This is a genomic window from Prosthecobacter sp. GW821-HT29F12 (assembly GCF_058803405.1).
The window spans coordinates 2,462,923-2,481,094 of sequence record NZ_CM179517.1; the positions used below are offsets into that span (position 1 = coordinate 2,462,923).

Below are 18,172 nucleotides of genomic sequence, written 5' to 3' on the forward strand. Positions count from 1 at the left end.
GGTGGCACTCAAGACAGCGCCGCGATCACTTCGATCTCCACCAAGGCTCCCAGGGGCAGTCCTGCAACCGCCACGGTCGAACGCGCGGGTTTGTGACCGGCAAATGCCGCTTCATAGAGCGGATTGACCTTGGGGAAATCAACCATGTTTTGCAGAAAGACGGTCGCTTTGATGACCGAGCTTAGGGTCAGCCCCTGCACCTCCAGCAGCGCGCGGATGTTGGCCAGCACCTGGGTCGTCTGACTTTCCACATCCGTCGCCACGATCTTTCCTGCAGCCGGATCAATGGGAATCTGGCCTGAGCAAAACAGCAGGCCGCCATGCTTCACCGCTTGAGAATACGGACCGACCGCAGCCGGCACCTGGGGAGTGTTGTTGATGAGTTCCATGCGGATCTCTTAACGATCCACATCTGCGATTCAAGCCTTGAGATTCATTCGCCAACGATTGCTTCATCAGGACCGCGCTTGGCTCCAGTGATTAATTACCCATGCTCACCACCCGCCACCCAAGGCTTTGATCAGGGCCACGGTCGCATTCAGACGACGCGAGCGGAGATCAATGGCACTGCGCTCGGCATTCAGGGCCGTGGCTTGAGCGGTGGCAACGTTGATGTAGCTCAAGGTGCCCGCTTCATACTGATTGGTGGCGATGCGTTCGCTCTCCCGGGCCGCATGCACGGCTTCATTCTGGGCTTCAGTTTCGGCGGCCAGAATGCGCAGCGTGGACAGCGCATCCTCAGACTCCTGCATCGCGGTTAACACGGCCTGTCGGTAATCCGCGACGGCCTGCCTCCATGTGGCGTCTGCCTGCGCCTTGGCGGCCAACCGCTGGCCGCTGTCAAGAATCGCCAGGCTGGCATCAGGACCAAACGACCAGAAATTGTTGCCCTGCGCAAACAGGTTGGCCAGGGCACGCCAGCCAGTGGCGGCCCCAAGAGAGATGGTGGGGAAAAAGGCGGCGATGGCGGCACCAATACGTTCGTTGGCGGCAGCCACACGACGCTCACCCGCGGCGATGTCAGGGCGGCGCTGAAGCAGCGTTGAGGGAGCCATGGCTGGCAGCGCTGGAATATGCGAGGTGAGGGTCGCCGGCTTCAAGCCGAAATCGGCAGGGGCACGGCCAGTCAGGACGGCCAGAGCATGCTCCATCGTCGCCCGTGTCACACCGGTTTCGATCAAAGCGGCACGCGAGGTCGCGAGCTGAGTCGCTGCGAGAGCGACATCCGCCTCGGAGGCCACACCCTGTGCTTTGCGATTTTGCGTGAGTTCCAGCGACTTGGCGTAGCTGGCCACCTGGCGCTCCAGCAAGAGCCTTTGAGCGTCGGCTGCGCGCAGTGAAAAGTAGCTCTGCGCCGCCTGAGTTTGCAGGGTGAGCCGGGTGGACTCCACATCCGCCTGCACCGCTTCGACGTCCGCCTTGGTGGCCTTGGCGGTATGCCGCAGACGTCCCCAGAGATCCAGTTCCCAGTTGGCCGATCCTCCTACGGATTGAATACTTTTCACGCCTGAACCGCTGCGGGCGGCATTGATGGAGTTGGCGTTGCTGGAGCCGCCTAGAGCACCGCTCTTATTCACGGTGTAGTCGCTCGTAGCAGAGGCTGTTGGCAGGAAGGCAAGTTTGGCGGCCGTGAGCAAAGCCGAGGTCTGCTGCGCTTTCGCCACGGCGGACTGCAGCGATTGATTGGAAACCTCCAAACTTTTCATGATGGCGTCCAGATCGCTGTCATGAAAGATGGACCACCAGTTGCCACGTGGCAGATGATCGGCGGGCTGCGCGACTTTCCAGCCGCGGCTTTCCTTGAAGTTTGCCGGCAGATTCATCACCGGAGCCTGTTTCTTCGGTGAGAAGCTGCAGCCGGCGGTGGCAAGAATGAGCGTGCAGAAAAAAAGACGGTTCATAGAGTGACTGGAACGGGCGCGGCGGTCATGTGCTGGGAGGGAGGATGTTTTTTCAGGAACCGCAGCCTTAGGCCATCGAGGAATAAGTACACCACAGGCGTGGTGTAAAGTGTAAGCATCTGGCTGACAATCAACCCGCCAACAACGGCAATGCCAAGCGGCCTGCGCAGCTCAGACCCAACGCCGGTCCCGAGAGCCAACGGCAACGCGCCGAGCAAGGCGGCGCAGGTGGTCATCAAAATGGGGCGCAGGCGCAACTGACAGGCTTCGAAGATGGCCTGGAATGAATCGAGCCCACGTTCGCGCTCGGTTTGCAGGGCAAAGTCGATCATCATAATGGCGTTCTTTTTCACGATGCCGATGAGCAGGAAGATGCCGATCATCGCCATCACCGTGAAATCCATGCCACAGACATACAGGGCAAGCAAGGCACCTGCGCCTGCAGAGGGCAGCGTCGAAAGGATCGTCAGAGGATGCAGAAAGCTCTCATAAAGAATGCCCAGCACGAGATAGATGACGAGCAGAGCCGTGAGAATAAGGACGGGCTGACTGTCCAGCGAGGCCTGGAACGCCCCCGCCGTGCCGGCAAAAACGCGCTGAACATCTTCGGGAATCTGCAGTTTGTTCACCGCATTCGTAATGGCTTCGGTAGCGTCTGCAAAGGCCACTCCGGGCGGGATGTTGAACGAAAAGGTCAGCGCCGCAAACTGCCCCTGATGGCTGATGGACAGCGCAGCAGGTGCGAACTCCCACCGCGAAAGCTGGTTCAATGGCACGAGCTTGCCGGAGTTGGAACGCACCATCACCTGATCAAATGCTCCGGGGTCGTCATTTTGAGATGACTCCAAAATCACGCGGTATTGATTCAGCGGAGCATAGATTGTGGAAACCATGCGCTGGCCGAAAGAGCTGTTTAACACACTGTCCACCGCCTGCATGCTCACGCCGACACGGGCGCAGGCATCACGATCAATGACAAGTCTGGTGACGGTGCCCTTGTCCTCGAAATCACTGTTCACATCCACGAGCTCCTTGAGGTCGAGCAGCGCCTGCCGTACCTTCGGCTCCCATTTACGCAGGGTCTCCACGTCACCGGCCTGAAGCGTGTATTGATACAAGGCACGGCTGGAGCGCCCGCCAATGCGCAAATCCTGCGACGGCACCAGCAGCAGGGTGGCGCCTGTGATTTTTGAAAGTTTGCCACGGAAACGTGCCAGCACGACATCTACCGGGTCACGTTGTCCCATCGGTTTGAGCGATATGAAGACCCTGCCGGTGTTTTTCGGCCCGCCCATGCGCGAGTCGGAACCGCAGCTTGCATTCACCTTAACAACCGCTGGATCGGCCTGCGCAATCCGTGCGATTGCGATGATTTTCTCCCGCATGGCCTGGAAGGAGATGTTCTGATCCGCGCTGATACCGCCGATAAGCAATCCGTTGTCCTGCTGTGGAAAAAAGCCCTTGGGGATCGTCACATAGAGCCAGGCGGTCAGAGCGACGATGCCGATGAGCGCCGTCAGTGTGAGCCAGTGATGCCGCAGGGCGATGTGCAGCGTGCTGGCGTAGAATGACTGAATCCAGTGAAAAATGCCATCAGACAGCCGTGCAAAATAACCGGGCTTGTGGCCTTCCTTTTCTGCGCTCAACAAACGCGCGCACATCATCGGCGTGGTGGTGAGTGAAACCACAAGCGAAACGGCAATGGCCACGGAGAGCACGACGGCGAACTCTCTGAACAACAGCCCCATGAGACCTCCCATGAGCAGGATGGGAATAAACACGGCGATCAGTGAGACGCTCATCGAAATGACTGTGAAAGTGACTTCACGCGTCCCCCGGCCCGCGGCCTCCATCACGGGCACGCCATTTTCCACATGGCGGGTGATGTTTTCCAGCACGACGACCGCATCATCAACCACAAAACCGGTGCTGACTGTGAGGGCCATCAGTGAGAGATTGTCCAGACTGTAGCCGCAGAGATACATGACGCCAAAAGTGCCCAGCAGGGACACCGGCACCGCCACGCCCGGAATCAAGGTGGCCCGCACCCGGCGCAAAAAGGCAAACACCACCAGGATGACAAGCAACGTGGCAATCAGCAGCGAGTACTGCACATCATCGATCGAGGCACGGATGGTCACCGTGCGCTCCATGGTGATGTCCAGATCCATCGAGGCGGGAGCCATCGCACGGAGTTTTGGCATCATGGCTTTAATCTTGTCCACCACCTCGATGATGTTTGCTCCGGCCTGCCGGAAGACGATGAGCGACACGGAGACCTTGCCGTTGGTGCTGCCGTAGTTGTAGGCGTCCTGCACAGAATCCGTCACTTCGCCGAGATCCGCCAGCCGCACAGCCGCACCATTGACGTAGCTGACGATGACGTTTTTGTACTCGTCAGCCTTGTCCATTTGATCGCTCGCCAGCACCTGCCAGCGTCGATTTTCATCTTCAACCACCCCCTTGGGCCGGTTCACGTTCGCGGCGGCGATGGCGGCGCGGACGTCTTCCATGGTGAGATTCGCCCGCGTCATGGCCGGCATGTTCATGCTGACGCGCACGGCGGGCAGCGAACTGCCGCCGACGCTGACACTGCCCACGCCTTCGATTTGTGAAATCTTCTGCGCGATCACCGTGGACCCGACATCATACATCTGGCCAGAGGTGGCGACGTCCGAAGTCAGCGCCATGATCATGATCGGCGAGTCCGACATGTTCATTTTGCGGTAGGTCGGATTGCCCGGCATGCCCGTTGGCAGCAAACTGCGCGCCGCATTGATGGCGGCCTGCACGTCCCGAGCTGCGCTGTCCACGTCGCGGCTGATGTCAAACTGCAGGCTGATACTCGTGCTGCCTTGCGAAGAGGACGAGGTCATCTCCGTGATCCCGGCGATGCGGCCCAGCGTACGCTCCAGCGGTGTGGCCACCGTGGCGGCCATGGTCTCGGGACTGGCGCCAGGCAGAGAGGCCGAGACGGAAATCGAAGGCATGTCCACCTGCGGCAAGGGCGAAACCGGCAGATTCGTGTAAGCCAGGACACCCGACAACGCGATCGCCAGCGTGGCGAGCGTAGTCGCCACGGGACGGTGGATGAAGGTGTCGGTCAAATTCATGCAATGGCAGGAATTTCAGCCGCCGCTTCTTCCCGGCGTGAAGGCGCAAAGCGGTCAAACATCAGATAAATGACCGGTGTGGTGAAGAGGGTGAGCAGCTGGCTGACAAGTAAACCACCCACCATCGTGAGTCCCAGCGGATGGCGCAGTTCAGAGCCCTCCCCGCTGCCAATCATGAGCGGAAGCGCACCGAGCAAGGCGGCCAGGGTGGTCATGAGGATCGGTCGGAAACGCAGCAGGCAGGCCTGATAGATGGCCTCCCGTGGCGGCATGTTGTGCTCACGCTCAGCCTCGATCGCGAAGTCGATCATCATGATGGCGTTCTTCTTCACGATGCCGATCAGCAGCACGATGCCAATGATGGCCATGACCCCGAGTTCGGTGTGCGTCAGTTCCAGCGCCAACAGGGCTCCCACTGCAGCAGAAGGCAGCGTCGAAAGAATCGTCAAAGGATGGATGAAACTCTCATAGAGGATGCCTAGCACCAGATACATGACGACGACGGCGGCAAGGATGAGCAGCAGCTGATTGTTCAGCGCGCCTTGAAACGCGAGCGCCGTGCCGGCAAAGGAACTCTCAATGCTTTCGGGCATGTTGATGTCGTCTTTGATGCGTTCAATTTCCGCCACCGCAGCACCCAAAGAGGCACCGGGTGCCAGATTGAAAGAGACGGTGGCGGCGGGAAATTGATCCTGATGTGCGATGGCCAGCGTGGCGGGTTCCTCGATAATTTTGGCCATCGTGTTCAGGAGCACCTGCTGCCCGCCGGTGGATGGCACGCGCACCTGGTCAAAGGCGGAGAGTCCTGACTGAAACTCCAGTCCATGCTCAAGGACCACGCGATACTGCCCGCTCTGGGTGAAAATGGTCGAAACAAGCCGCTGCCCAAAGGCATTGTAGAGGGCTGCATCGATGGCGGCGACCGTCACGCCGAGGCGGCTCGCCGTTTCACGGTCGATCACCACGCGCGCCTGCAGACCTTTGTCCAGCAGGTCGTCTGCCACATCCGCCAGCAGGGATGATTTTCTCAGTTCGTCCACCAACTTGTGTGTCCACAATTGCAAGGATTCAATGCTCGGTGATTGCAGCGTGTATTGAAACTGGGTCCGGCTCACGCGGTCCTCGATGTTCAAATCCTGCACCGGCTGCAGGTACAGCTGCACCCCGGGCAGACGGTTGGCCTTGTCCTGCAGACGGCGGACGACCTGCGCAGCGGTCACATTTCGCTCATGCCTCGGCACAAGATTGATCAGCATGCGTCCCGTATTGGGAGTGGTGTTCACGCCATCCACACCGATGAAGGACGAAACACTTTTCACGGCCTCATCCTCCGTGACCAGACGTGAGAGCTCCTGCTGCTGCTGGCCCAGCGCCGCGAAAGACACGCTTTGCGGTGCCTCTACAAAGCCTTGGATAAGGCCAGTGTCCTGCAATGGGAAGAAGCCCTTTGACACGCTTTGATACAGCAGCCCGGTCGCCACAAGGGTGGCGGCAAAAACGAGCATCATCGTCGCGCCATGATCAAGAACCACACGCAGCACCCGGCCATAGAGCGAGATGATGGCATCAAAGGCATGCAACACCTTCTGCGCGATCGGCCCTTCTCCGCCATGCTTCAGCAGGCGGGCGCACATCATCGGCGTCAGGGTGAGGGAGACGACCGCCGAGATCACAATGGAAATGGCCAGCGTGATGGCAAATTCCCGAAACAATCGGCCCACCACATCCTGCATGAAGAGCAGCGGAATCAGCACCGCGATCAAGGACAGGGTGAGCGAGATGATGGTGAAACCAATCTGCTTCGCGCCTTTCAGCGCGGCCGGCATCGGTTCTTCACCATTCTCGATGTAGCGCGCGACGTTTTCGATCATCACGATTGCGTCATCCACAACGAAGCCCGTCGCGATGGTCAGCGCCATGAGCGTCAGGTTGTTCAAACTGAAACCGCACAGCCACATCACGGCAAAGGTGCCCACGAGTGAAAGAGGCACCGCGACCGCCGGAATCAACGTCGCCCGCAAACTGCGCAGGAAGACAAAGATCACCGCGACCACGAGGAAGATGGAGAGCAAAAGTTCGTACTGCACATCCTCCACGGAAGCACGGATCGTGGTCGTCCGGTCAGTAAGAAGCTGGACATCCACCGACTGCGGCAGGTTCTCCTTCAGCTTCGGCAGCATCGTCTTGATGCGGTCTGCCACTTCGATGACATTAGCCCCCGGCTGGCGCTGCACATTGACGACAACCGCCGGCTGCACTGTCGTCGAAGGCTTCACATCCGCCCACGCGGCGAGGCGCAGGTTCTCGGCATCATCCACCACGTCAGCGACATCGATCACACGCACAGCGGCGCCATTGCGCCAGGCGATGACTAGATTGCGGTAGTCATCGACGGAGAGCAGCTGGTCGTTGGCATCGACCGTGCTGCTGCGCGTGGCATTGTCAAAACCGCCCTTGGGCTGGTTCACATTGCCCATGGAAATGGCATTGCGCAGATCCTCGGTGCTGAGGCCTCGCGAAGAAAGGGCCACGGGATTGGCGCGAATGCGCACCGCAGGCCGCATGCCTCCGCTGAGCGAGACAAGGCCCACGCCGGAAATCTGCGACAATTTGGGCACGAGCCGTGTGTCGGCAGCGTCCTGCACCTTGATGAGCGGCAGAGTCTGCGAAGTCAGTGCCAGCGAGATGATTGGAGCATCGGCCGGATTGACCTTGTTATAGATCGGCGGATTGGGCAGATCCGTGGGAAGCAGTGTTGCGGCGGCATTGATGGCGGCCTGCACGCTTTGCTCGGCAATGTCCAGACGCAGCCCGAGCGTGAAACGCAGCGTGATCACCGAAGAGCCGCCGCTGCTGATCGAATACATCTGTGCGAGGCCAGGCATCTGCCCGAACTGACGCTCCAAAGGGGCGGTGATGGAGGAGGTCATCACCTCGGGTCCCGCACCGGGATACAGTGTGACCACCTGGATCGTTGGATAGTCCACCTGGGGCAATGCCGCCACAGGCAACAGCCGGTAAGCCAGCCCACCGACAAGCAAAACCGCCACCATCAGCAAGGTGGTGGCGACAGGGCGCTCGATGAAGATGCGGGAGGGATTCATGCGTCAATCTTCATGCGATTTCAGCCATCATGACAATGGCGCGCCTTTGCTCCCCTTCCCTTCACCCTTGGGCTTGTCTCCTTTGGGGCGCTCTCCAGGTGCCGTCTTGCCGGGCGTGATGACTTCCACTTTGGCGCCATCACGCAAACGATCCACCCCCTGCGTGATCACTTTGTCTCCTGGCTTTAATCCTTCCGTGATCAAAACGCGCTCTCCCTGGACGGGTCCGGTGACGAGATTGCGCATGATGACGGTGCTGTCCTCTTCTTTCAGCACATAGGCGTAGGCCCCCTTGGCCCCGCGCTGGATCGCTGTTGCAGGTGCCACTGTGGCTTTCGTCCTTGTGTCCACCAGCACTCGGGTGATGACAAACTGGTTCGGAAAAAGAAGGCCGTCGGCATTGGGCAGCTCCGCCTTCAGTTTCAAGGTGCCTGAGGTGACATCAATCTGATTGTCCGTCGTCAGCAGCTTGCCGCGTCCAAGCACCTTGTTCATCTCCTTGTCCACGGCCTCCACCAATACCGGTTCACTGCCAGCGAGGCGCTTGCGCACTGCAGCCACACGCTCCTGGGGAATGGAGGAGATCAGGCCAATGGGATCCATCTGCGTGATGATGACAAGACCGTTCACATCCGAAGCTCGAATCATGTTGCCCGCATCCACCTGACGCAAGCCAACACGCCCGGTGAGCGGAGCCGTGACCTTGGTGTAGCTGAGCTGAAGTTCCGCACTCGCCACCGTGGCACGATCCGAAATCAAGGCTGATTCATACTGCCGCACCAAGGAGGTTTGAGTGTCCACCTGCTGTTTCGCGATGGAGTCCTGCTTGAGCAGCTCGGTGTATCGACCAAGATCTTTGTTGGCATTGGCCAGCAAGGCCTCATCCCGGGCCAGCTGCCCTTTGGCCTGGTCAAGAGTCACCTGAAAGGGACGAGGGTCTATCTCTGCGAGCAAATCCCCCGCCTTGACCATCTGCCCTTCCACAAAGCGCACCTTGTCCAACTGCCCGTCCACACGGCTGCGCACCACCACCACATTCAGCGGTGTAACGGTCCCTGCAAGACTCACCCATTCCTCGAAGTCCTCTTGCTTCACTTCCCCGACGGTCACAGCAGCAATCCCCCCTCGCGCGCCACCTTTGCCTGCCGCGCCCATAGCACCTGCCGCTGGTGCTGGGCGGTGCATCCACAGCCAGCCGCCGCCGGCTAATACCAACAAGATGATCACGAAACATCCGGCGCGGCCTTTCGGCGATGACGAATGGGAAGAAGGGGCGGTGTCTTTCATGTCAAAATCGGATCGCGCACGTGGATAACCATCCAAGTTCAATCGCACGCGAGATTACGAATCTGGCATGCGCTTAGAAGCAGTCCAGCGACAGAGCGGCGGAAGAAAAAAAATATAGGCAGTCGGAAAACGCCTACAGCCATGGCCCTGTCAGGCCCCTGTCCTATTAACTGTAGCGGCTGCCACGAGAGCCGGATCAGCCCAGTTCTGAAACCGGCCTAGGCGTGAGGTCAGCAACCCCTTTTGGAAACATGCGGTCGCGTGCCGTGAGGATCTCAGGCTCGTCCGTCGTGACGAGAACCACATGCTCGAAATGCGCGGATGGCTTGCGATCCGTGGTGACCACGGTCCATTTGTCCTCAAGGATGCGTGTCTTCCCCGTTCCCATGTTGATCATGGGTTCAATGGCCAGCGTCATGCCAGCTTTGAGGCGTGGGCGGTCGCCCTTCTTTCCGTAGTTCGGAACCTGCGGCTCTTCATGAAGCTTTCTGCCGACGCCATGGCCGACGAACTCACGCACGACGGTGTACCCATATTGGGTGACGTGGTGTTCCACGCTGTGGCACAAATCGCCAAGCATCCAGCCGTCACGTGCATATTTGACGGCATTGAGAAGTGATTCTTCCGTGGCGGCGAGAAGGTGCAGCGTTTCTTTGGCCACATTGCCAACAGGTACAGTCAGAGCATTGTCCCCTACCCAGCCGTCGTAATAGACACCGACATCGATTTTGACGATGTCGCCATCCTGAATCACGCGCGGACCACCGATGCCATGAACGACTTCTTCGTTAATGGAGATGCAGATGGTGCCAGGAAACTGGCGGTAGCCGAGAAAGGCGCTGGTGGCGCCGCACGCCTTGATTTCGGCGGCGGCAAAACGATCAACTTCGGCGGTCGTGACCCCAACATGGACCTGCGAGGCGGTCTTGATCAGCACATCACGTGCGACCTGGCAGGCCCTGCGGATACCTTGCTGCTGCGCGCCGTGACGGATTGGGATGTTCCCCGATTTTACAAAAGCCATGACGCGCTGGATGAAGCTCACTTAAGGGCAAGTTTATACACGACGCCAATCAAGACCATGATGGCGAGAGCAACCCACAGCCACACGACGGTGGTGGAGTCCACGGCGCGTGCGCCTTGCTGGATTCGATCCACACGACCACGGATACGGCCCTTCTTGAGGAAGCCGTCATAGTGGCTCTGCAGCAGATGTGTTTCGACCTGGCGCATGACATCAAGCACCACGCCAACGAGGATCAGCAGGCTGGTGCCGCCAAAGAACTGCGCAGCCGAGCTGGAAATTTTCATCGAGCTGCTGACGACGCCCGGCATCACATAGAGACCCGTGAGGAAAATTGCACCGGCGAAGGTGAGACGGCTCATGGTGAAATCAAGGAAATCGGCAGTCGGCTTGCCTGGGCGAATACCCGGAACATAGCCACCGCTCTTTTTGAGATCTTCCGAAATCTGCGTGGGCTGGAACATCGTGGCCACCCAGAAGTAACTGAAAAAGAAGATAAGAAGCGAGGAAGCCACATAATAAACCCAGCCACTGCTGATGAACAGCGCCATCCGCTGGATCCAGTTCACATCTTTGAAGAGCGAAGCCAGAATGGTGGAGGGGAACAGCAGGATGGCCTGGGCGAAGATGATCGGCATGACGCCGGAATAATTGATCTTGAGCGGCAGATACTGTGTCTGACCACCATAGACCTTGCGACCGACGACGCGCTTGGCGTAGGTGATGGCAATGCGTCGTGTCGCCTGGGTCAGGGCAATGACACCAGCGATGACGAGAATCATGAAGCCCATGAGAAGGACGAGAGTGAAGGCGCTGGCAGGGCTGGCCTTGATGCTGCCCACGAAGGTCTGCCAGACCTGAATCAGAGCGCCTGGAAGATCGGAAACGATGTTCACGCAAATGAGGATGGAGACACCGTTGCCAATGCCACGGTCCGTGATCTGCTCACCCAGCCACATCATCAGCATGGTGCCTGCAGTGATAGTGATGACGCTGGTGAAAACGAATCCAGCCCCGTAGTTCGGAACGAGCGGCCTCCCGCCCAATTTATCGATGGCATCCTGCAAACCAGCCATGAGGTAGTTCTGGGCAGGATCGTGCAAAGACTGGGCCAGAAGTGTGGCCTGGAAGACGCAGAGAACAATGGTGGCAATACGGGTGTATTGCGTGATCTTCTGACGACCACCTTCTTCACGAGCCAGTTTGCTCAGAGGAGGCCAGACGGCCGTAAGGAGCTGCAGCATGATGCTGGCGCTGATGTAGGGCATGATACCCAAAGCGAAAATAGCGCAGTTTTGCAGCCCACCCCCGCTGAAGATATTGAGCAGCGCGGCGACCTGTGAGGCACCGGAGGCATTGTCACCCGCTTTGTTTTCAATCCAGGCATTCAGCACGGTGGCATCAACACCCGGAAGTGTGATGGACGTGCCAATGCGGACGATGACAATCATCGCCAGGGTGAAAAGGATGCGCGAGCGAAGTTCGGGGACTTTGAAGCTGTTGGCGAAAGCAGAGATCATGAGAGAGAGGCTCTAAGCGAAGATGGGCCTGCTTCCTGACAGCATTCGCTGCGCGGAGACCGGCCCATCAAAGTGGTTGGTTGGGTCAGAAAAAATCAGGCAGCGATGGAACCGCCGGCCTTCTCAATCTTTTCACGGGCCGTAGCGCTGACTTTTGCGCCCTGGACGGTGAGCTTGCGGGCAAGATCACCAGTGCCGAGAATCTTGATGAAATCGCAATTGCGGCTCACCAGACCCGATTCACGCAGTGCGGCTTCATTGATGACAGCGCCATCCTGAAAGGCTTCATTAAGTTCGCCAACGTTCACGACTTCGAAGACGTCCTTGAACTGCTTGTTGTTGAAGCCCTTCTTTGGCAGACGGCGATGCATCGGCATCTGACCACCTTCAAAGCCGGGGCGGATGCCACGACCAGCGCGTGCCATCTGACCTTTGTTGCCTTTACCGGAGGTTTTACCGTGACCGGAGCTTTCGCCACAGCCGATGCGCTTGCGGCGCGTCTTGGCACCGGGGCGGGGTTTGACGTCTTGGAGTTGCATGGAAATTTAAAAGAGGAAAATGAGATTCAATCAGAGGGCCTTGCGCTCTTTGATTTCCTTGCCGCGAGCGCGGAGGATTTCATCGGCAGGGCGCAGTGCGGTGAGCGCAGCAAGAGTAGCGCGGACAACGTTGGCGTGGTTGCTGGAACCCAGCGACTTGCCGATCACGTCTTTGACGCCTGCGGCTTCAAGAACGGCGCGAGCGCCGCCACCAGCAATGATGCCGGTACCTGCCGTGGCAGGCTTGAGGAGGATGTGTCCGCCGCCATGGGAGCCCACCACTTCATGAGGGATGGTGCTGTCCTTGAGGCAGATGGAGAACATGTTCTTGCGGGAAGCTTCGGTCGCCTTCTTGATGGCGTCGGAGACTTCGTTGGCCTTGCCAAAACCGCAGCCCACTTTGCCCTTGGCATCGCCGGAAACGACGAGTGCGCTGAAGCTGAAGCGACGACCACCTTTGACCACCTTGGCGCATCGGTTGATGTGAACGACTTTTTCGACACCATCCGTCTCACGCGGCGCACGATCATCACGACCACGGAAACCACCGTAGGAAGGAGTCGGAGCTGGTGCAGGAGCCTCCGCAGGTGCGGCGGCTGGGGGATCGATAACTACTGTTTCTTCGGCCATAAATTTACGTGAGGCGGTTTTAGAATTTCAGACCCTTTTCACGGGCGGCATCTGCAAGGGCTTTCACCTTGCCGTGATAAATGAAACCGGCACGGTCAAAGACCACTTCGGTGATGTTTTTTGCCATGGCGCGCTCAGCGAGGAGAGCACCGACTTTCGTGGCGTTCTCGACGTTGGCCTTGCCAGCGCCGTAGCCTTTTTCCTTGGTGGAAGCCGAAACGATCGTCTTGCCGGCAGTGTCGTCGATGACCTGGGCGTAAACGTTCGTGTTCGAGAAGTAAACTGCGAGACGGGGACGCTCGGCGGTGCCGCTGAGTTTGCGGCGGATGCGCTTGTGGATACGAGCGCGGATATCTTTGCGATTGGTAAGAGCCATGATGAGTATCTCCGGAAATTATTTGACGGATTTGCCGGCTTTACGGCGGATGTGTTCGCCCACATAACGCACGCCCTTGGCCTTATAAGGCTCTGGCGGGTAGTAAGCACGAATGTCAGCAGCGAGCTGGCCGACAACCTGTTTGTCGATGCCTTCGATGGCGATCTTGGTGTTTTCGGTGACGGTCACTTTCACGCCCGCTGGAATGGGGTGCAGACGGTCATGGGACTGGCCAAGCTGAAGATCGATGTTCGAACCTTTGACCGCGGCACGGAAACCCACGCCGTGGATCTCAAGATTACGGGTGTAGCCCTGGCTGACGCCGATGAGCATGTTCGAGATCAGACGCTGGGTGGTGCCGTGAAGGGCACGCACTTTGCGGTCTTCGGAATCGCGGGTGACGTTGATGGTCTTGGCGTCCGAATTGACTTTAACACCGAGAGGAAGAGTCCAGCCGAGTTCGCCCTTTGGGCCCTTGACCTGCACAGAGCGGTCGTCACCAACCTTGATGGTGACCTTGTCTGGAATGGAAATGATTTGTTTGCCTACGCGTGACATGATGGTTGTGACGGTTGGGGGTTACCAGACAGTGGCGAGGAGTTCACCGCCCACTTTGGCCTTGCGGGCCTTGGCACCTGTCATGATGCCGCGTGGTGTGGAAAGGATGGAGATGCCCAGGCCGCCGAGGACGCGAGGAATCTCGGTGCTGCCGACATACTTGCGCAGACCAGGCTTGCTGACGCGGTCGATCTTGCGGATGACGGCGGTCTTGTCCTGATACTTGAGCTTGAGCTTAAGGCGGGGATGGGTGGCGTTGGTGTCCACTTCGTAGCCCCAGATGTAGCCTTCTTCCTGCAAGATGCGGGAGAGTTCGGCCTTCAACTTGGAGAAGGGAATGAGCACCTGCTCCTGCTGTGCTGAGCAGGCGTTGCGGATGCGGGTAAGAAAATCTGCGATCGGGTCGGTCATGACGCTGAGGGTGTCCGGGTGTTGGGGTTATGCGGCGGCTTCAGTGCCATCTTCCTTCTTCGGCTGAGCGACGCGGGTGCGGAATGGCATGCCCAGGGTGCGCAGCATTTCACGCGCATGGTCATCATTGTTCGTGCTGGTCACGAAGGTGATGTCGAAACCAAGCTGACGCTTGATCTTATCGAGCTCGATTTCTGGGAAGATCGACTGTTCGGCAACGCCGAGGGTGTAGTTGCCACGACCGTCAAAGGCACGGGGGGCGACACCACGGAAGTCACGGATACGAGGGATGGCGGTGCGAACGAGACGCATCATGAAGTCATACATCTTGCCACCACGAAGGGTGACCTTGACGCCGACGTTTTCACCTTCACGCAGCTTGAAATTGGCGATTGCCTTCTTGCTCTTGGTGATGACGGGCTTCTGGCCGGTGATGAGAGTCACTTCATTCACGGCGTCTTCGATCGCCTGCTTACGCTCCGCCTGACTGCCGATGGCGCAGTTCACGACGATTTTTTTGAGCTGAGGGACCTGGTGGATGTTGGCAAGACCGAGCTGGGTTTGCAGCTCAGTGCGTTTTTCTTTATATAGGGTCTGTAGGATGTGTTCCATGATTCAGTTTGGGCTGTGCCGCCTTTCCCTCGATGATCGCACCGTGCGGGAGCGACGATGACGAGGGGGGAGGCAAATGGGGGGCGTTGCTTTAGGCCTTGGCCTTCTTCTTCGCAACTTTCTTTTTCTTCTCTTTCACAGGCGCATCAACGCGCTTGACATTTGAGATGTGGATCGGGGCTTCCTGCTCTTGAAAGCCGCCGGCCTGGTTCTGCTGGGTTGGCTTGATCGCTTTCTTGATCATGCGCACGCCTTCGACGAGCACGCGGTTTTTAGCGGTCTGCACTGCCAGAACGACTCCCTGGGCGCCTTTGGCGGCTCCGGAAATGACGACGACATTGTCGCCTTTTTTAACGTGGGTCTTGGTACGGCTCATTGGAATTACAGCACTTCAGGTGCGAGGGAAACGATCTTCATGAAGTTTTTGTCGCGCAGTTCACGGGCCACAGGGCCAAAGATGCGGGTGCCACGCGGGTTGTTGTCTTTGTCGATGATGACCATGGCATTGCGGTCAAAGCGCAGGATCGAACCATCGACGCGGCGGATTGGATGCGAGGTGCGCACGATCACAGCGCGGACGACTTCACCTTTTTTCACGGCTGCGGTCGGGGTCGACTCACGCACGTGGGCGGTGATGATGTCGCCAACGTAGGCGAAGCGGGTGTTTTTCTTGCCGAGCACGCCGATCATCGTGGCCAGTCGGGCACCGGTGTTGTCAGCCACCGGGATTGAGGACTCCATTTGCAACATAAACTGTTTCTCCTGGTCAGGTTAGGGGGTTCAAAAAATACGACTAGTGCTTCTGCACTTCGATCAGCTCCCAGCGCTTAAGCTTGGAAAGAGGACGGGTTTCAGCGATGAGCACCTTGTCACCTTCTTTGGCCACGCTGTTTTCGTCGTGGGCATAGAATTTGGAGGTTTTGCGCACAATCTTCTTGAAGATTGGATGCGGAACGCGGCGTTCGACTTTGACGACGATTGTCTTCGTCATCTTGTCAGACACCACGGTGCCGACGCGCGTCTTGCGCACGGCTGGTTTTTCGGTGGCTGCAGGGGCTGCTGCGGTGGGTTCGCTCATGATATTAGAAATGCTTCAGGGGGTGATGACCGGATCAGGCGGCCTTCTTGGCAGCCGCAGCGCGGGTGCGCTCGGTGATGATGGTTTCGATCCGGGCGATCTCGCGGCGGATATGGGTCAGACGGGCTGGATTTTCGAGCTGACCGCCACCTGCGCTCTGCTGCACACGCAGATTCAGCGCTTCCTGCTTCAGTTCGCGACGGCGTGCGGAGAGTTCTTCCACAGTCGATTCACGGAGTTCTTTGATCTTCATAATTCAGTTCGCGTTGGTTATTTGTGCAGGCTTTCGCGGCTGACGAAGCGGCAGCGGAGGCCCAGCTTCGTAGCGGCAAGACGGCAGGCTTCACGAGCGGTGGCTTCGTTCACGCCGGAGATTTCAAAGAGCATGTGGCCTGGAAGGACGACTGCAACCCAGAATTCTGGAGCGCCTTTACCCTTACCCATTCGGACTTCCGGTGGACGCTGGGTGACAGGCTTGTGAGGGAAAATACGGCAGAAGACTTTTCCTTTGCGCTTGAGGTAGCGGGTGATGGCCACACGGCAGGCTTCAATGTGGATGTTTTTGATCCAGCCGCGCTCAAGGGTCTGGAGACCGAAGTCACCAAAGTCCAGTTTGTTGCCGCTGGTGGCGTTGCCGCCGCGATTGCCGCGCTGCGATTTGCGATATTTTACTCTGCTTGGAAGAAGGGCCATACGTCTAGGTCCGGTGGAAAGGGTTTAGTTCGAAAGAAGGGGCAAATTAAGCCTGGGCTGCTGGAGCTGGGGCTGGAGCTGGGGCACCATAGCCACCACCACCACCTGGACGGCCACGGTCACCACCGCGTGGACCAGGAGCGCCTGGACGGCGATCTCCACGGTCATCTCTGCGTGGGCGACGATCGCCGGAAGGACGGGAGACGCCTTCAGGAGCATTGCCACGGTTCATCCAGCACTTGACGCCGATGATGCCGTAAACAGTGCGGGCTTCAGCGAAGCCATAATCGATCGGGATACGCAGAGTCTGAAGAGGAACCTTGCCCTGGCGATACCACTCAGCGCGGGCGATGTCAGCACCACCGAGACGGCCGGCGCAGCGGAGACGAATGCCATCAGCACCCATGTCCATGGCGGTCTGCACGGAACGCTTCATGGCGCGGCGGAAGGAAATACGGCGCTCAAGCTGAACGGCGACGGCTTCTGCGACGAGCTGGGCGTCGAGTTCTGGCTGCTTGATTTCGAAGATGTCGATCTTGACCTGCTTGCCACCGCACATTTCAGAAACCTTCTGGCTCATGACGTCGATTTCCTGACCTTTACGGCCAATGACAAGGCCCGGGCGGGCGGTGTGAAGAGTCACGCGGACCTGGTTCCAAGCGCGCTCAATCACGATCTTGGAGATGGCGGCCTGCATGAGCTTTTCCTTGAGGTAAGCACGGATGGCAAGGTCGCTGTGAAGCGAGTCTGCGTATTCTTTTTCAGGTGCGTACCACTTGGAGCGCCAGTCTTTGGTGACTGCAAGGCGGAAGCCGATCGGATTTACTTTCTGTCCCATAAAGTGAAGAGGTGCGGTTGGGGGGCGTTGCGGTTATTCAGAAGCTTTCTTGGCTTTGGCTGCCTTCTTGAGGGCAGGAGCATTGCGGCGGGCGGATTTAGGAGCTTTCTTCTCGCCTTCAGCCTTGGCTTCTTCAGCCTTCGGTGCGCCGATGATGACGGTGATGTGGGTCATGCGCTTCTTGATCGGAGCGGCTGAACCACGTGCGCGTGGCATGATGCGGCTCAGGACCGGGCCGGGAGTGGCGATGGCGGACTGAACGATGAATTCAGAGGCATCCTGCTCGTGGTTGTTCTCAGCGTTCGCGATGGCGGAACGAAGAGTCTTGCCAACAAGGAAGGCGGCTTTCTTTGGAGTGAAGTCGAGAACGCTCAGCGCCTGGGAGACGGGCATGCCGGTGATGGCACGTGTGACCTGACGGGCTTTCTGCGAGGAGATCCTGGCGTATTTGAGGACGGAACGGACGGACATAAAGCGAGGGGGGGTTC

At 58.5% G+C, this 18,172-nt stretch carries 20 protein-coding genes; all 20 read right to left on the reverse strand.

From position 1 onward, the window contains the following. Positions 1-8: 8 nt before the first annotated feature. The 20 genes from AC3RLQ_RS10140 to rplV all read right to left on the reverse strand — a co-directional run bounded on the left by AC3RLQ_RS10140 (position 9) and on the right by rplV (position 18,155). Entirely contained in the window at positions 9-389 is a 381-nt protein-coding gene (locus tag AC3RLQ_RS10140; protein WP_493036723.1) for a Rid family detoxifying hydrolase, read from the reverse strand. Between the two features lie 105 nt (positions 390-494). Beyond that, a complete protein-coding gene (locus tag AC3RLQ_RS10145) occupies positions 495-1,901 on the reverse strand; it encodes an efflux transporter outer membrane subunit (protein WP_493036725.1) in 1,407 nt (468 codons plus the stop codon). Further along, positions 1,898-5,014: an efflux RND transporter permease subunit gene (locus AC3RLQ_RS10150; protein WP_493036727.1), complete on the reverse strand. Its 3,117-nt coding sequence runs from the start codon at positions 5,012-5,014 to the stop codon at positions 1,898-1,900. The genes AC3RLQ_RS10145 and AC3RLQ_RS10150 overlap by 4 nt, the downstream gene beginning before the upstream one ends. Next, positions 5,011-8,118 carry a multidrug efflux RND transporter permease subunit gene (locus AC3RLQ_RS10155; RefSeq protein WP_493036729.1) on the reverse strand — a complete coding sequence of 1,036 codons (3,108 nt, stop codon included), beginning with the start codon at positions 8,116-8,118 and terminating at the stop codon, positions 5,011-5,013. The genes AC3RLQ_RS10150 and AC3RLQ_RS10155 overlap by 4 nt, the downstream gene beginning before the upstream one ends. Before the next feature lie 27 nt (positions 8,119-8,145). Then, entirely contained in the window at positions 8,146-9,405 is a 1,260-nt protein-coding gene (locus tag AC3RLQ_RS10160; protein ID WP_493036731.1) for an MdtA/MuxA family multidrug efflux RND transporter periplasmic adaptor subunit, read from the reverse strand. 196 nt (positions 9,406-9,601) lie between these two features. After that, the gene (map, locus tag AC3RLQ_RS10165) at positions 9,602-10,429 is read right to left on the reverse strand and encodes a type I methionyl aminopeptidase (protein ID WP_422318243.1); all 828 of its coding nucleotides are present in this window, start codon (positions 10,427-10,429) and stop codon (positions 9,602-9,604) included. Between the two features lie 17 nt (positions 10,430-10,446). Beyond that, complete coding sequence (secY, locus tag AC3RLQ_RS10170; protein WP_397383899.1) at positions 10,447-11,949, reverse strand: preprotein translocase subunit SecY; 1,503 nt, start codon at positions 11,947-11,949, stop codon at positions 10,447-10,449. Positions 11,950-12,044: 95 nt separating this feature from the next. Next, on the reverse strand, positions 12,045-12,488 hold the full coding sequence (rplO, locus tag AC3RLQ_RS10175) for a 50S ribosomal protein L15 (protein ID WP_461526820.1): 444 nt from the start codon (positions 12,486-12,488) through the stop codon (positions 12,045-12,047). Between the two features lie 30 nt (positions 12,489-12,518). After that, entirely contained in the window at positions 12,519-13,118 is a 600-nt protein-coding gene (rpsE, locus tag AC3RLQ_RS10180; protein WP_422318246.1) for a 30S ribosomal protein S5, read from the reverse strand. Between the two features lie 19 nt (positions 13,119-13,137). After that, a complete protein-coding gene (gene rplR / locus AC3RLQ_RS10185) occupies positions 13,138-13,497 on the reverse strand; it encodes a 50S ribosomal protein L18 (RefSeq protein WP_422318276.1) in 360 nt (119 codons plus the stop codon). A gap of 15 nt (positions 13,498-13,512) precedes the next feature. Then, entirely contained in the window at positions 13,513-14,052 is a 540-nt protein-coding gene (gene rplF, locus AC3RLQ_RS10190; protein WP_422318248.1) for a 50S ribosomal protein L6, read from the reverse strand. 21 nt (positions 14,053-14,073) lie between these two features. Further along, complete coding sequence (gene rpsH / locus AC3RLQ_RS10195) at positions 14,074-14,463, reverse strand: 30S ribosomal protein S8 (protein ID WP_395730657.1); 390 nt, start codon at positions 14,461-14,463, stop codon at positions 14,074-14,076. Positions 14,464-14,490: 27 nt separating this feature from the next. Then, the gene (gene rplE, locus AC3RLQ_RS10200; protein ID WP_397383895.1) at positions 14,491-15,075 is read right to left on the reverse strand and encodes a 50S ribosomal protein L5; all 585 of its coding nucleotides are present in this window, start codon (positions 15,073-15,075) and stop codon (positions 14,491-14,493) included. Between the two features lie 91 nt (positions 15,076-15,166). Beyond that, positions 15,167-15,451, reverse strand: coding sequence for a 50S ribosomal protein L24 (gene rplX, locus AC3RLQ_RS10205; protein WP_300202268.1), 285 nt, complete (start codon positions 15,449-15,451; stop codon positions 15,167-15,169). A 5-nt stretch (positions 15,452-15,456) separates the two neighbouring features. Then, a complete protein-coding gene (gene rplN / locus AC3RLQ_RS10210; protein ID WP_294398988.1) occupies positions 15,457-15,825 on the reverse strand; it encodes a 50S ribosomal protein L14 in 369 nt (122 codons plus the stop codon). Positions 15,826-15,868: 43 nt separating this feature from the next. Continuing rightward, positions 15,869-16,153 (reverse strand): 30S ribosomal protein S17, encoded by a 285-nt coding sequence (gene rpsQ / locus AC3RLQ_RS10215; RefSeq protein ID WP_397383894.1) that lies wholly within the window; start codon positions 16,151-16,153, stop codon positions 15,869-15,871. A 34-nt stretch (positions 16,154-16,187) separates the two neighbouring features. Then, on the reverse strand, positions 16,188-16,406 hold the full coding sequence (gene rpmC / locus AC3RLQ_RS10220) for a 50S ribosomal protein L29 (RefSeq protein ID WP_294398985.1): 219 nt from the start codon (positions 16,404-16,406) through the stop codon (positions 16,188-16,190). Positions 16,407-16,423: 17 nt separating this feature from the next. Further along, positions 16,424-16,846, reverse strand: a complete 423-nt coding sequence (rplP, locus tag AC3RLQ_RS10225) for a 50S ribosomal protein L16 (protein ID WP_397383893.1) — start codon at positions 16,844-16,846, stop codon at positions 16,424-16,426. Between the two features lie 46 nt (positions 16,847-16,892). Further along, positions 16,893-17,684 (reverse strand): 30S ribosomal protein S3, encoded by a 792-nt coding sequence (gene rpsC, locus AC3RLQ_RS10230; protein WP_395730652.1) that lies wholly within the window; start codon positions 17,682-17,684, stop codon positions 16,893-16,895. Positions 17,685-17,717: 33 nt separating this feature from the next. Further along, positions 17,718-18,155, reverse strand: a complete 438-nt coding sequence (gene rplV / locus AC3RLQ_RS10235; protein ID WP_294398976.1) for a 50S ribosomal protein L22 — start codon at positions 18,153-18,155, stop codon at positions 17,718-17,720. Positions 18,156-18,172: the final 17 nt, after the last annotated feature.